Source organism: Stenotrophomonas sp. LC732, assembly GCF_052446685.1.
GTDB lineage: Bacteria > Pseudomonadota > Gammaproteobacteria > Xanthomonadales > Xanthomonadaceae > Stenotrophomonas > Stenotrophomonas muris.
Genome location: NZ_CP199214.1, coordinates 3,775,551 through 3,789,828, shown reverse-complemented (window position 1 = coordinate 3,789,828; position 14,278 = coordinate 3,775,551). Strand labels below are relative to the sequence as shown.

Genomic DNA, 14,278 nt, shown 5'->3' with positions numbered 1-14,278 from the left:
CTGCCGGCCAGCGGCCTGCACTACCGATACAGCGTCCAGCCCGATCCAGGCCAGCAGGCTCATCGTTTCCCTCCCCAGCGAGTGGATGCCGGGGAATGCCGGCCAGCGGCCGGCAGTACTGTGTTGCGATCAATCGCCGCCCTGGTCGGCGTTGGCGGCGCAGCTGAAGCGCTTGCGCTTGTCCACCAGGCGGCCCATCAGGCGATCGCTCAGCGGCAGCGCATCACCATTGAGGCGCCAGTCGTAGATCACGCTGAAGGCCAGCACGCGGGCCACGTACTCGCGGGTTTCCTTGTAGCTGATGGTCTCGATCCACAGGTCCGGATCAAAGCCCGGGCGCTGGCTCTGCCAGCGTGCGGTCGGGGTCGGGCCGGCGTTGTACGCGGCGATGGTCACGTAGGGCAGGCCGTCGTACTTGTTCATCAGCTGGCGCAGGTAGGCGGTGCCGATGGCGATGTTGGTGTCCGGGTCGTACAGGCTGTCGGCGCCGCCGTAGCCGGTCAGGCCGATCGACTTGGCCACGCCGGCACCGGTGGCTGGCAGCACCTGCATCAGGCCCATGGCGTTGGCAGGCGAGCGCGCACGCGGGGTGAAGGTGCTCTCGGCGCGGATCTCCGCCGCCACCCAGGCCGGGTCGATTGCGTTGCGTGCCGATTCGCGGCGGATGGTGGCGTCGTGGTGCAGCGGGAAGCGCAGGTCGTACAGGCGCTGCTCCTGCGGCTGCTTGCCGAGCGCGAACACGGCGCGGTCGAACCAGCCGTTGTCCTGCGCCACGCGCACGGCGAGGCGACGCTGGGTGTCATCGAAGCGCGACAGTGCACTGTTCCATTCGGCCACGGCCCAGCCAGCGCGATCGATCTGGTACAACGCCATCGCGCGCTGGATGGCCGGGTCGCGCGCGATCACCGCCTGAGCCTGCGCGCTGTCGTTGGGCTGCCACGGGCACAGCGTGTAGCCCTGCTGCAGCTTGTCGGCGGCGAGGAAGCCGTGGAAGGTCGATGCACGCGCGGCCTCGCGGAACAGCGGCTGCGCCTGCTGGGCCTGGCCGGTCTTCTCCAGCATGCGGCCTTCGAAGTAGCGCCAGCGCGGGTCGCTGCGCTGCTTGCTGCCCATCTTGCGGATGGCGGTCAGCGCCGCGGTCCAGTCGCCGCGGGACATCGCTTCGCGCACGCGCCACTCGTGCAGGCGTTCGTCATAGGCCGACTCCGGCACCGCGTTGAGGCGGCGTGCCGAATCGGGCAGGTAGGACGCCACCGTCCACAGCGCGATCTGGTACAGCACCTGGCCCTGCTGGGCGGCACTCAGCCCCAGTGCCTGCGCGTACTGCGGCAGCTGCTGTTCGGTGGCGGCCGGGTCGGCCTTGGCCAGCTTGGCCAGGCCATCGGTGGCGATGCGCCGGCTGCGCTCGTTGCGGGGCCAGTTCAGGGCGCTGGCGTTGGGCTTGTCGACGAAGGCGGCGTAAGTGTTGGCCAGTGCCAGGTCAGTGGCAGGCAGGCCGCGGGCCGCGCTGCGCATCACGGCGGGCTGCTGCGCGTCGGCGGCAGCATCGATCCGTTCCCAGCGCAGGGCGTCGCTCAGGCCGCCTTGTGCCTGCAGCACGGTGAACACCGCATCGCAGCTGTCCGGCAGCGGCTTGCCGTTCTTGCGCCACAGCTCCTGTGCTTCGCTGATCCACTGCGGATCGACCTTGCCGGTCACCTGGCGCGCGGTCAGCTGCGCACAGCGCAGGCCGGCGTTGTCGGTGGGCGCCCAGTTGGCCAGCAGGGTCGGCCAGTCCTGGCGGCGGGCGAGCGAGGGCAGCCACACGCTGCGGAACGTGCTGGCCACGGCCTGGCCCTCATAGCGCTTGAGGAAGGCCTGTGCCTGCGCGGTATCGACGGTGTCGATGTTGCGGCGCAGGTTGGCGTACTCCAGCCAGCCATACGCCGGATGGCGGCTGAGCGCAGCGGCCTGGCCAGGATCGAACTGGCCGCGTTCGGCGGCCGCGATCGCGGCTTTCAACTGCGCGTTCTGGGCATCGAGGGACTGGGCATTGGCGCAGCCGATCAGCAGCGTGGTGGCCAAGGGCAGCAGGGACAGGGCGGTCGAAGAGCGTCGGGTCATGGCATGCAGCATAGCGGGCAGTGGCTGAATTCAGTTTCGCATTGCGTGCACGCAATGCGTGGGCAACGATAGCTGAATGACTCCGCACAGGCCCCTGCCGCAGGCGGGCGCAGGCGTCGTAACGTCGGCCTTGGGCGAACCGCCCGGCTGCAGGGAGCGGCACATGGCGTTCAGTAGCGCAGGAAGAAGCGGCCCGCTGGCGGACATCAATGTCACGCCACTGGTGGATGTGATGCTGGTGCTGTTGATCATCTTCATCGTAACCGCGCCGATCGTGGCCCGGCCGATTCCCGTGCAGTTGCCACAGGCCACCGATCGCACGATCGATCGCCCCGAACCGCCGCCGCCGATCGAGCTGCGACTGGATGCGTCGAACCAGCTGAGCTGGGATGGCCAGCCGATGGCGATCGGCGATCTGCAGGGGCGCCTGCAGGCGCAGGCCGGCGAGCATGCCGGCAACCTGCCGGAGCTGCGCATCGCCACCGATCCGGCGGCCGAGTACGAAGGCATGGCGCGGATATTGGCTGCGGCCGAAGCCACTGGCATGGAGCGCATTGCCTTCGTGCGGTGAGTTTCGTGCGGTGAGTCCGGCAACGGGCGGCCTGCCATCGGCAGGCCGCTCTTCCTGCGAGGGAACGTGGCATGCGATACGGGACACAGCACGCGGCCTCACTGATGGCCGCCCCCAATCTGGCACCGCTGGTGGATGTGTTGCTGGTGTTGCTGGCGCTGGTGATCACCGCGCTGCCGATGGCGCAGGCGACCGGCCTCCTGGCGCTCCAGCAGCGCACCTCGTGCCCACCCTGGCCGGCGTCCTCACCCCAGCCGATCCACCTGCGCATCGACGCGGCGGGGGCGATGTTCTGGAATGGCCAGCCGCTCGACGCTGTCGCGTTGCAGCGGCACCTGGTGCAGGCGCAGCAGATGCCGCAGCAGCATCGCCCCTGGGTGCACCTGGCGACCGCCGACGACACCGACTACGAAGACATGGCACGCGTGCTGCTGGCCGTGAGCCAGCATGGGCTGCGCGTCGACGCGCCCGGTCACTAGCGCCTGCACCGACAAGTCCCCTTGATGAGTTGTGGCGGATCTCGGCGCGCGCTGACGCAGCCGGCATCAAAGTGGAGGGCGGTGAACAGTACCGTCCGGTTCTAAACGGTCCTCATCTGACGTAAATGGCTGTCAATTGCGTCAATTCCGCGTGAAAGAGTGTCGATCATCACGCCGTGATTTTTACCGCTTGTTTACAAAGGAGACGCTGCCGCCATGCAGGGGGGAGCGCGGCAGTCCATGTCCCGACATTCCTTTGGAGAGAGAGCGAATGAAGCACCTGCACCACCGCCCGTTGGCGGTTGCCGTCACGCTGTGCGCGATGGCCTTGGCACCCCTGGGTGCCGCTGCACAATCCACCACCAACCTCGACGCGGTGGAAGTCACCGGTACCCGCATCAAGCGCGCTGAAGTAGAGGGCCAGGTCCCGATCCAGACCCTGACCCGTGGCGACATCGAACGCACCGGCCTGACCTCGATCGGCGAAGTGCTGCAGCAGCTCACCGGTTCCGGCTCTGCGCTCAACGCCAAGTTCAACTCGTCCGGCAACTTCGGTTTCCCGCCCGATGGCAGTGGCGTGGGTGCCGGCTCGGCGCAGGTCGATCTGCGCCACCTGGGTGCCAAGCGCGTGCTGGTGCTGGTCGACGGCATCCGCTGGGTCAATGAATCGTCGGCGTCCGGTGTGGGCTCGGCCACCGACCTCAACACCATTCCGCTGGCCATCGTCGAGCGCATCGAGGTGCTGGAGGACGGTGCTTCGTCGCTGTACGGCTCCGATGCCATCGCCGGCGTGGTCAACATCATCACCCGCCGCGATTTCGATGGTGGGCAGGTGACGCTGAACTACGGCGAGTACAGCAAGGGCGACGGCACGCAGAAGGGCGTGGACCTGGCCTGGGGCAAGAGTGGCGATCGCTTCAGCCTGTTCCTGGGCGCCAGCTGGACCAAGCAGGACCCGGTATTCGCCAAGGATCGCGAGCAGTCGCGCTTCCCCATTCCCGGTACCGGCCTGGCGTTCGGCAGCGGTGGTATTCCGCAGGGCCGTTTCATGTTCACCGACCCGAACACCGGTGCGGTGCAGAACATCGTGCCCAATACCGGCGTGAGCAATCCGCGGTACGACGGCAGTGCCGGCTGCAGCCGCACGGATGACTATCACTGCTTCACCACCGCCGACCGCTTCAACTTCGCCGAATACAACATGGTGCTTACGCCGTCGGAGCGCAAAGGCCTGTTCGGCCAGTTCCGCTTTGACATCACCGACAACGTGCAGTGGTACATCAAGGCGCTGGGCAACCGCCGCGAGTCGACCAACCAGGCCGGCCCCGAGCCGCTGTTCTTCGGCCCCGATGGCGCCACCGGCAATCCGTTGGCCGACAACATCGTGGTCTCGCGCCTGAACCCGTACAACCCGTTCGGCTTCGATCTCGTCTCCGGCGACAACATGAGCCTGATCGGTCGTCGCCCGGTGGAGGGCGGTGCGCGCGTGTTCAAGCAGAAAGTGGACACCACCTACTTCGCCACCGGCCTGGTCGGTGACTTCCATGCCGCCGACCGCAGCTGGTACTGGGACGTCAACGGCATGTACAGCAAGAACAAGGCCGAGCAGACCAACTACGGCAGCTATGACATCTACAAGGTGAACATGGCGCTGGGCGATCCCGCGGTGTGCGCGGCCACGCCTGGCTGCGTGCCGTTGAACATCTTCGGTGGCGCCGGTTCGATCACCCCGGACATGCTGAAGTGGATCCAGCCGGTGGTGCGCGACCGCAGCCAGAACGAACTGAGCCTGTTCACCGCCAACCTGTCCAGCGAGCTGTTCTCGCTGCCGGCCGGTCCGGTGTCCTTCGCCACCGGCTTCGAGTACCGCAAGTACAAGGGCGCCTACCAGCCCGATCCGCTGACGGTGATCGGCCACTACAACGGCGTGCCGTCGCAACCGACCTCCGGTTCCTACGACGTCAACGAGGCCTACCTGGAGTTGAGCGTGCCGATCTTCGCCGACTCCTCGTTCGGCAAGAAGCTGGACCTGAGCCTGGCCGGCCGCTATTCGGACTACTCCACCTTCGGCGGCGAGTTCACGCCCAAGTACGGCCTGCGCTGGCAGGTGACCGATGACTTCGTGCTGCGCACCACGTACGCCGAGGGTTTCCGCGCACCGTCCATCGGTGAGCTGTACGGCTCTGCCGCACGTGCCGACCTGCAGCTGTTCGATCCGTGCTCGGTGGGCCTGGGCGGCACGCCGCCGCGTGGCAGCGCGGCCAACTGTGCTGCACTGGGCGTACCGGCCGGCTTCCAGCAGGCCAACTCGCAGATCTCGGTGACCACCGGCGGCAACCGCGAGCTGGACCCGGAACGCTCGCGCAGCTTCAGCGCGGGCTTCGTGTGGAGCCCGTGGTTCGGCAACAACGCCTCGTGGTCGGAGCGCTTCGATGTGGAAGTCACTTTCTACCGCCATGCCATCGATGGTGCGATCCAGGCCATCAACGCGCAGACCCAGCTGGACCTGTGCGTGGATACACTGGACCCGATCTACTGCAACGGCATCACCCGTGCCAGCACCGGTGCGGTCAGCAGCTTCAACAACCGCCTGACCAACCTGGGTTCGATCAAGACCGACGGTTGGGACGTGGATCTGTTCTGGACGCTGCCGCAGACCTCCATCGGCCAGTTCAAGCTGGGGTGGAAGAACACCTTCGTCGGCCGTTACGAGGCCACTGGCGCGGCCGGGCAGAAGCAGCCGCAGAAGCCGGGCGTGGAAGTGGCCGACAGCTCGATCCCGGAGTGGACCAGCAATGCCAGCCTCGGCTGGACGATGGATCGCTGGAGCGCCAACTGGACGGTGCGCCACATCTCCGAGCTGACCGAGAACTGCGGCGATGCGGCGGCCTTCCCGGTGTGCAGCAACCAGGCTGCGGGCACCAACACGCTGTCGGCCACCACCTTCCACGACATGCAGGTGGGCTACAAGATCGACTGGATGAAGGGGCTGCAGCTGACCGCGGGCCTGAACAACGTGTTCGACAAGGATCCGCCGATCTGCCTGTCGTGCTCGTTGAACGGCTACGACGCTTCGACCTACGACATCCCGCGTGGCCGTTACTGGTACCTGCGCGCGGACCTGCGCTTCTGATGTGACGGTGGCAGCGCCGGTCAGTTCCGGCGCTGCCTTGCGGGTGTAGAGCCGAGCCCGCGCTCGGCTGATTCTCTGAGCCGAGCATGGGCTCGGCTCTACAGGTGCGGGGCGTGCGAACCCCGCGTCTGATCAGAACGCCCAGGTGAACGTCAGCGAGCCATTGCGGCCATCGCCGTAGGCACCGTAGCCGTTGATCTGCGACAGGTACTTCTTGTCCAGCAGGTTGTTGAGGTTGGCCTGCACGCTGAACTCCGGCGAGATGCGGTAGCGCAGGAAGGCACTGACCAGTGCGTAACCTTCCTGCTCGAAGCGACCCACCACCGGCGCGGCGTAATAGATGCGGTTCTGCCAGTTGGCACCGCCACCGATGGTCAGTTCCTGCAGCGACTGCGGGGTGTAGCTGGTGAACAGCTTCAATGCGGTCTGCGGCAGGTTGGTGTTGATGTCGGCACCGTTGATGTCCTTGGCCACATAGCGCGACGCACCGAAGGTCGCGTTCCAGCCCGGTGCCAGTTCGCCGTTCACTTCGAATTCGAAGCCACGGCTGACGGTGCCGCGTGCGGCGATCGAGGCGAACTCACCCGGACGGCCGATGATCGGCTCGCTGGTGACCTGGGCGACGTTGTCCTGCTCGATGCGGAACACCGCCAGCGAGGCGTTCAGCCGGTTGTCGAACCAGGCACCCTTGACGCCCACCTCGTAGCTCTTGCCGTCGACCGGGTCGAGATAACGGTCGTTGCGGTCACGTGCGGTCTGCGGCTGGAAGATCTCGGTGTAGCTGGCGTACGCGGAGTAGGTATCGTTGATGTCATACACCAGGCCGGCGTACGGGGTGGTCACCTTGTGTTCGCGGTCGTCGTTCTCGCCTTCGCTCTTCCAGTTGGTGTAGCGCGCACCGAGGATCAGCTTCAGCGGATCAGCCAGCGACAGACGGGTGGCGGCATAGCCGGCCTTTTGGGTGATGGTGCCCTGGCTGGCCAGCGCCAGCGGGTTCCAGTTCGGCTGGGCGATGTTGCCGGTCCAGTCGAGATAGGAGCTGAAGGGATTCCAGCCGGTGCCGGGGCCACCCATCTGGAAGTCACCGTAGTTGGCGAATTCGCGCTTGTTGTAGCTCAGGCCGGCCATGAACTGGTGCTCGCGGCCGAACAGCTGGAACGGGCCGTCGATGTAGCCATCGATGCCATCGACCTTGCGCTCGGTGTTGTAGAAGCCGGCCATCGGCGTGACGCCGGTGCCGGTGGCCTTGTCGAACGCGGTGTAGGACGGATAGAACAGCTTGTCGTCGGCGTTGGTGCGGTCGTGGGTGGCGCCGATCCTGAACTTCCAGCCGTTGCTGAAGGCGTGCTGCAGGGTGGCAAACGCGCGCTTGCTGGTGGTGTCCCAGTAGGTCCAGTCCGGCGACGGATTGAACGAGGTCGGGTAGTTGGTCGGGCTGCCATCGGCGTACCACATCGGGAAGCCGCCCCAGGTCGCACCATTGGCGCGCTTCTGCTGGTAGTCGTAGCCCACGCTCAGCTGGGTGTCCGGGGTCAGGTCGGCATCAATGACGGCGTAGCCCAGCGTCTTGCGCTGGTTGTAGCGGTCCATCTGGCCGTCGGTATCCAGGTAGCTGCCGATCACGCGACCGCGCACGCTGCCGCTGGCGTTGAGCGCGCTGCCCACATCCACCGTGGTGCGGGTGCGGCCCCAGCTGCCGACGTTCACCGACACGCTGCCGGTCAGCTCGGCGCTGTCGGCATGCTTGCGGATCAGGTTCACCGAAGCGGACGGGTTGCCGGCGCCGCTGAGCAGGCCGGTGGCGCCGCGCACCACTTCCACGCGGTCGTACAGCGCCAGATCCAGGCCGGAGTCACCGTAGCTCCAGTTCTGCACCATCTGCGTCGGCAGGCCGTCGAACTGGTAGGCATCGATGTAGAACCCACGCGCGTAGAACTCGGTGCGCTCGCTGTCGGACTGGGTGCTGGTCACGCCGGTGGTGTTGGCCAGCACGTCGATGATGTCGTCGAGCTTCTGATCTTCGATGCGCTGGTGGCTGATGATGCTGACCGACTGCGGGATCTCGCGCGGTGCCAGGTCGAAGCGGGTACCGGCCGAGGTGCGGCGCACCGAATAGCCTTCGGCGCGTTCGCCCTTGACCATCACCTTGTCCAGCGTGGTCGGGTCGGCGGCGGTGTCGGCGAAGGCGGCCGGGGCCAGGGCGCAGAGTGCAACGAGTACGGCAACGGACAGCCGCTGCGGCTGCGGGATACGGAAGGCGGAACAGGTCATGGGGGTCCTGGACGAGCACGCGCGCTCGGCCGGCATCCAGAAGGCGAGGCGCTACGGGTGGGAAACGGGCGGGCAGGCCGTCCTGGCACCACCGGAAACGAAAGAAATGGTAATACGAACTATTCCTATTTACAAATCATGAACGAGGTAGGCGCTCACCCGGGCCGCGACGCAGCGCATGGTGTTCAGCGCAGCAGCGGCAGCGGATCGCGCGCGCCATCGGCGCCGTAGATGCCCCAGTGCAGGTGGGGCGGCGTGCCCTTGGCATTGCCGCTGTCGCCTACATGCCCGAGCAGGTCGCCGGCCTGGACCACCTGGCCGCGCGCCAGGCCCTCGGCCCAGTCGTCCAGATGGGCGTAGTAGTAACGTTCGCGCCCGGGCCCGATCACCCAGACCTGGCGGCCACCGAGGCCGCGCTCGCTGACGTCCGCGATGACGCCGGCAGTGACGCTGCGCACCGCGGTGCCGCGCTTGGCGAAGATGTCGATGCCGGCGTGGGAGCGGTCACGGCCACGTGGTGCGCCGAAGGTGTCGGCGATCTGGCGTGGCCGCACGCCGTCCACCGGCACCGCCAGTTGCGTGGCCGGCGGCATACGAGAGAGTGTCCACAGCAGCTTCGGCGCAGCGGCCCATGGGCTGTTCCACAGCGCCATCGCGGCAATGAGGGCGATGGCCAGCCACAGGCCGCGCAGCAACCAGCGGCGCAGGCGACGGGCGGGGGAGGGCGATGTGTTCATGGTCTCCGACTGTAGCGCCGAGCCATCTTCGGCGGCTGTTGCTGTGCGGTCAAAGCGCAGTCGAGCATGGCTCAGCGCTACAGAACCGGGGCCAGCGGCACTTCGAAACTGCGCTTCAACGTCCCCAGCGCGACCGACGTACGGAAGCGCTCGATGTTGTCATCGCCGCCGAACAACCGCTCGGTAATGGCCTCGTACTCTTCCATCGACGCCGCCGAAAGCAGCAGCAGGAAATCGCCATCGCCGGTGATCGAGTAGCACTGCTGCACCGCCGGGTCGTCCTGCACGCGGCGCTTGAACGGCGCCACGTGATCACGCTGCTCGCTGACCACGCGCACTTCGACGATGATGGTCAGTGGCCGCCCGACCTGGGCGGCGGCGATCACCGCCACATTGGCCGCGATCACGCCGCTGTCCTGCAGGCGCTTGATGCGGCGCTGCACGGCCGGCGTGGACAGGTGCACGGCCTCGGCGATTTCGCGCTGCGGCAGGGTGTTGTCCCGCTGCAGCAGGTCGAGGATGGCGCGGTCGAAGCTGTCGAGCACGGGGGCGGTGGCCATGGCGAGCAGAAGTTGCACGAACGGGCCGTCAATTGAGCCAAGTGCTCGGCGCTGGCGCAATAGACTTTGCCCATGCAGACCTCACGACTCGCGCCGATGTTGCCGGCGCTGGCGGTGCTCGGCTCGGTCACCTCGCTGGCCATCGGCACCTCCTACGCAAAACACCTGTTCCCGCTGATCGGCGCGCAGGGCACCAGCGCGCTGCGCGTGGGCTTCTCGGCGCTGTTGTTGCTGCTGTTCTGGCGGCCGTGGCGCTGGAAGACCAGCCGCCCGGATGCGATCACCATCCTGCGCTACGGCCTCACCCTGGGCCTGATGAACCTGCTGTTCTACATGGCCCTGCGCACCATTCCCTTCGGCATCGCGGTGGCCATCGAATTCACCGGGCCGCTGACGGTGGCCATGCTGTCGTCGCGACGGCCGATCGATTTCCTCTGGGTGGGCTGTGCGGCGGTGGGGCTGCTGTTGCTGCTGCCGATCGGCGGTGGTCCGGCGCTGGATCCCGCTGGCGTGCTGTATGCGATGGGGGCTGCGGCGTGCTGGGGCCTGTACATCGTGTTCGGCAAGCGTGCCGGCCACCTGCACGCCGGGCATTCGGTGTCGCTGGGGCTGCTGGCGGCATCCCTGGTAGTGGTGCCGGTGGGCGTGGTGCATGCCGGTGCCGCGCTGCTCGACCCGAAGATCCTGGCCGCCGGGCTGCTGGTGGCGCTGGTGTCCAGCGCGATCCCGATGTCACTGGAGATGATGGCGCTCAAGCGCCTGCCGAAGGAGACCTTCGGCATCCTGATCAGCATGGAACCGGCGGTGGCCGCGCTGTGGGCGATGCTGCTGCTGCACGAGCACCTGCATGGGCTGCAGTGGCTGGCGATCGGCTGCACGGTGCTGGCCTCGGTGGGCAGCACGACGACCGCGCGGCGCCTGAAGGCACCCGTCACCGCCTGAAAAAAAGGGGACGGAGGGGATTAAGTCGTTTATGCCCCGATTTAGGGGAGCGCCGGGCGGCGCCCGGCGCAGAGCGTGCGGACCAACGGTCCGCACCTACCGTAACGGCGGGTCAGCGCAGGGCGTCGGCCGGGACGTCGATCTGCATCGCCAGGGCGAGGTGATCGGAGAACGCGGCTGGTACGGCTTCCACGGTACGAGTCTGCAGGCCACTGCTGACCAGGATGTGGTCGATGGCGCGGTCGGGGCGCCAGCTGGGGAAGGTCGGCACGATGCAGCCCGGGGGCTGCAGCCGGGTCTTCTGGTACAGCACCTGCATTTCCGGGCGTTCGGCCAGGCAGTTGAAGTCGCCCATCAGCACCGCGTTGGGGTGGTCGGACAGCAGCTCGGCGATGAAGCCCAGCTGCGACATCCGCGAGCCCGCGCCCAATGACAGATGCGCCACCGCCACCGCCAGGCCATCGGTACCATCGCCGAACTTGGCCAGCAGCACGCCGCGCCCGCCGATGCGGCCGGGCAGGGCATGGTCCTGCACTTCCACCGGTTCCAGCTTGCTCAGCAGGCCATTGGCACTGGATGCCACGCCGCCCATGCGCCGGTTCGGCTGGTGGCTCCAGTAGTTGAAGCCGGCGCGCTGGGCCAGGTAGTGGGTCTGGTTGGTGAAGCCCGAGCGCAGGCTGCCCGGATCGGCCTCCTGCAGGCCGACGATGTCATGGTCGCGCGCCAGGGTGGCGATCGCGTCCAGGCTGCTGCGCTTGCGCCCCGCCGGCAGCGCATGTGACCAGCTGCGGGTCACATAGTCGCTGTAGCGGCGGGTACTTGAGCCGGCCTGGATGTTGGCCGTCAGCAAGCGCAGGGTCCGTGTACGGGGGGAATTCACGGCCGGGAAATGCTTCTCTTGGATCAGTGAGCCTGGGCCGCACCGCGTTCGCGGGCGATCAGGTGGTCGGCGATGCGCAGCATGTCCGGGAAGCTCTTGCCCTTCACCAGGTACTTGCCGTTGACGATGATCGACGGGGTGCCGCTGATCTGGCTGCGCTGGGCGAACTGCTTGGCCGAGTTGGTCTTGGCGTTCACCGCGAAGCTGCCCATGGTGGCGGCGAACTGCTTCGGATCCACGCCATAGGCGGCGTAGAACTTGGCGATGTCTTCCACCGAGTCACGGCCGCGCTCGCCCTTCAGGGTCTTCTGCGAGTGGATGGCGGCGTACAGCGCTTCGTGGGTCTTTTCCTGCACGCCCAGGGTCTGCGCGGCGTAGAAGGCACGGGCGTAGTCATCCCAGGTGCCGCCGAACATGGCCGGCACGTAGACGAAGTTCACGTCGCTGGGCAGGCCGGCCTTCCACGGGCCGACCAGCGGCTGGAATGCGGCGCAGGCCGGGCAGACGTAGCCGAAGATCTCGGTCACTTCGATCTTGCCGGCAGCCGGCTGGAACGGCTGGCCGTTCGGGATCACCTGGTAATCGGCGCCTTCCACCGGGGCCGGGCCGGTCAGCGCGGCGGTGGTCGGGGCCGGCGCCGCGGCGGGGGCGGCTTCGGCCGGGGCCTTTTCGCCTTCGGCGGCAGCCGGAGCGGTGCCTTCGCTGCCCGTGGCCGGCGCAGCGGCCGGTTCGGCGGTGGCCGGGGCGGCTGCCGGTGCGGCCGGGGCCGCGGTGGTGTTGGTGCTGCCGTCATCAGCCTTGCAGGCAGCCAGGATCGGCAGCAGCGCTGCGAGGGCGAGGGCGTAACGGATCTTCATGGAAACGTCTCCAGCATCTGGAAAGGTGGGGGCCGGCGCCAGGCGCCAGCCAGGGGGAAATGATGACATGCGGCGGCGACAGCGCCGTGTCGAGGGTGGGCGTTGGTTCAGCGGCCGCGGGCGGCGCGGGCCTGCGCGATCAGCGCCGAGGCGATGCGCAGCTGGTCGTCGAAGCTGTTGCCCCGCACCAGGTACTGGCCGTTGATGATGATGGCCGGGGTGCCCGGGATCTTGGTGCGCTGGGCGAACGCGCGCGCGGCCTCGACTTTCTTCTGCACGGCATCGCCGCGCAGCGCCTGGAGGTAGCGGTCCGGGGTCACGCCGTAGGCCTTGTAGAACGTGGCGAGCTCATCGGCCGAGACGTTCTGCATCGGCAGCGATCCCTGCTCGTGCAGGGCCTTGAACACGGCAGCGTGGCTGCGCTTGGCCACGCCGACTTCGTCGGCGGCGTAGTAGGCCAGTGCCCAGGCATCCCAGGCGCCACCGAAGGCGGCCGGGACCGGGGTGAAGCGCACGTCGGCCGGCAGCTTGGCCGCCCAGGCTTCCAGTTGTGGCTCGAAATGGGCGCAGTGCGGGCAGGTGTAGCCGAAGACCTCGACCACCTCGATCTTGCCGGCCAGCGGCTGGAACGGGCCCGGCTGGGCGATGCGCTCGTAGTCTTTGCCCTCGACCAGCGGGGCATTGGCGGGGGTGGCGGCGCAGGCTGCCAGCGGCAGCAGCACCAGCACGGACAACAGCAGGCGGGAAATCAACCTCATCGACACGCATCTCCGTTGAAAAAAGCAACGCCGGCGCGGTCGCCGGCGTGAAGGAAACATACCGCAGCCGTGGGCCGGCGTCGCGGCCCGGGCCGACCAGTGGTGGTCAGGGGGCGGCAGCCGGTTGCGTCGGCGTGGCCGCAGCGGCTACATCGTCGGCCTTGTTGTGCAGGCCCTGCAGGTAGCTCGACAGCGCCTGCACCTCCTGCTCGCTGAGCTTCTGCGCGACCGTGGCCATGATCTGGAAGTGCGCCTTGTCGGTCTCGTTGGTCTGGCCGGCCTGGTACTCCTGCAGGCGGCGCGCGACATAGCTGGCGTGCTGCCCACCGAGGTGCGGATAGGCCGGGCCGGGATTGCCGGCACCGCTGGGGCCGTGGCAGGCCATGCAGGCCGGCAGGCCGCGCTTGGCATCGCCGCCGCGGTACAGCTGCTGGCCGATCTCGTAGAACTTCATGCCCTTGTAGGGGCCATCGGTCACTGCCGTGTCATCGGCGATGCCGGCGTTGGCCTTCTGCGTGGCGAAGTAGGCGCCGATATCGCGCATGTCCTGCGGGGTGAGGTTCTGCACGAACGGCACCATCGCCACCGCCGCGCCGGAACTGCGCTGGCCGTTGGCGATCAGGGCCATCTGCTGGGCCACGTAGCGCTCGCTCTGGCCGGCAATGGACGGGTACATCTCCACCGTGGAGTTGCCGTCGGCACCATGGCAGGCCGCGCAGGCCGTCGCCTTGGTCTGGCCGGCCTTGGCATCGCCCCAGTGGGTCTTGCTGAAGTCCACCTCCAGCGAGGCGGTATTGATCGGCCCGTTGTCGGGCAGCGGGGTCAACGTGGTCTGCGCGAACGCAGCAGCGGCAACGACTACAGCAGTGGCAAGGGCGGATACGGCAAGAACGCGAGCGTGGCGCATGCTGAAGCTCCGTATGGACCGGGCCGGACGGTGGCCGCCGGCATCGCCCGGATTATCAACGCCGTTTCCGCGCACGGTCA

Annotated in this window: 12 protein-coding genes; 4 read left to right on the top strand and 8 right to left on the bottom strand. The window is 67.5% G+C overall.

The annotated features are described in order from the left end of the window. Window positions 1-129 precede the first annotated feature (129 nt). A complete protein-coding gene (locus ACT6SE_RS17915) occupies window positions 130-2,115 on the bottom strand; it encodes a transglycosylase SLT domain-containing protein (RefSeq protein WP_014648411.1) in 1,986 nt (661 codons plus the stop codon). A 151-nt stretch (window positions 2,116-2,266) separates the two neighbouring features. Here ACT6SE_RS17915 and ACT6SE_RS17910 point away from each other — a divergent pair, with 151 nt between their 5' ends. The 3 genes from ACT6SE_RS17910 to ACT6SE_RS17900 all read left to right on the top strand — a co-directional run bounded on the left by ACT6SE_RS17910 (window position 2,267) and on the right by ACT6SE_RS17900 (window position 6,286). After that, window positions 2,267-2,674 carry an ExbD/TolR family protein gene (locus ACT6SE_RS17910; RefSeq protein WP_014648410.1) on the top strand — a complete coding sequence of 136 codons (408 nt, stop codon included), beginning with the start codon at window positions 2,267-2,269 and terminating at the stop codon, window positions 2,672-2,674. 104 nt (window positions 2,675-2,778) lie between these two features. Further along, window positions 2,779-3,153: an ExbD/TolR family protein gene (locus ACT6SE_RS17905; RefSeq protein WP_014648409.1), complete on the top strand. Its 375-nt coding sequence runs from the start codon at window positions 2,779-2,781 to the stop codon at window positions 3,151-3,153. Window positions 3,154-3,424: 271 nt separating this feature from the next. Beyond that, entirely contained in the window at window positions 3,425-6,286 is a 2,862-nt protein-coding gene (locus tag ACT6SE_RS17900) for a TonB-dependent receptor plug domain-containing protein (RefSeq protein WP_046432521.1), read from the top strand. Window positions 6,287-6,418: 132 nt separating this feature from the next. On the opposite strand, the gene fhuE is transcribed toward ACT6SE_RS17900, so the two are convergent. From fhuE to ACT6SE_RS17885, 3 genes are all read right to left on the bottom strand, one after another. Continuing rightward, on the bottom strand, window positions 6,419-8,557 hold the full coding sequence (fhuE, locus tag ACT6SE_RS17895; protein ID WP_046432519.1) for a ferric-rhodotorulic acid/ferric-coprogen receptor FhuE: 2,139 nt from the start codon (window positions 8,555-8,557) through the stop codon (window positions 6,419-6,421). A gap of 185 nt (window positions 8,558-8,742) precedes the next feature. Then, window positions 8,743-9,294 carry a M23 family metallopeptidase gene (locus ACT6SE_RS17890; RefSeq protein ID WP_046432517.1) on the bottom strand — a complete coding sequence of 184 codons (552 nt, stop codon included), beginning with the start codon at window positions 9,292-9,294 and terminating at the stop codon, window positions 8,743-8,745. A gap of 77 nt (window positions 9,295-9,371) precedes the next feature. Beyond that, a complete protein-coding gene (locus ACT6SE_RS17885; RefSeq protein WP_046432515.1) occupies window positions 9,372-9,854 on the bottom strand; it encodes an Lrp/AsnC family transcriptional regulator in 483 nt (160 codons plus the stop codon). 72 nt (window positions 9,855-9,926) lie between these two features. Between ACT6SE_RS17885 and ACT6SE_RS17880 the strand changes: the two genes are divergently transcribed. Continuing rightward, a complete protein-coding gene (locus tag ACT6SE_RS17880) occupies window positions 9,927-10,796 on the top strand; it encodes an EamA family transporter (RefSeq protein WP_046432514.1) in 870 nt (289 codons plus the stop codon). Between the two features lie 112 nt (window positions 10,797-10,908). Here ACT6SE_RS17880 and ACT6SE_RS17875 read toward each other — a convergent pair whose 3' ends face one another. The 4 genes from ACT6SE_RS17875 to ACT6SE_RS17860 all read right to left on the bottom strand — a co-directional run bounded on the left by ACT6SE_RS17875 (window position 10,909) and on the right by ACT6SE_RS17860 (window position 14,198). After that, window positions 10,909-11,646, bottom strand: a complete 738-nt coding sequence (locus ACT6SE_RS17875) for an endonuclease/exonuclease/phosphatase family protein (RefSeq protein ID WP_021202520.1) — start codon at window positions 11,644-11,646, stop codon at window positions 10,909-10,911. Window positions 11,647-11,699: 53 nt separating this feature from the next. After that, a complete protein-coding gene (locus ACT6SE_RS17870; protein WP_014648402.1) occupies window positions 11,700-12,533 on the bottom strand; it encodes a thiol:disulfide interchange protein DsbA/DsbL in 834 nt (277 codons plus the stop codon). A 107-nt stretch (window positions 12,534-12,640) separates the two neighbouring features. Continuing rightward, window positions 12,641-13,291: a thiol:disulfide interchange protein DsbA/DsbL gene (locus ACT6SE_RS17865; protein WP_032960695.1), complete on the bottom strand. Its 651-nt coding sequence runs from the start codon at window positions 13,289-13,291 to the stop codon at window positions 12,641-12,643. 106 nt (window positions 13,292-13,397) lie between these two features. Continuing rightward, entirely contained in the window at window positions 13,398-14,198 is an 801-nt protein-coding gene (locus ACT6SE_RS17860; RefSeq protein ID WP_014648400.1) for a c-type cytochrome, read from the bottom strand. Window positions 14,199-14,278: the final 80 nt, after the last annotated feature.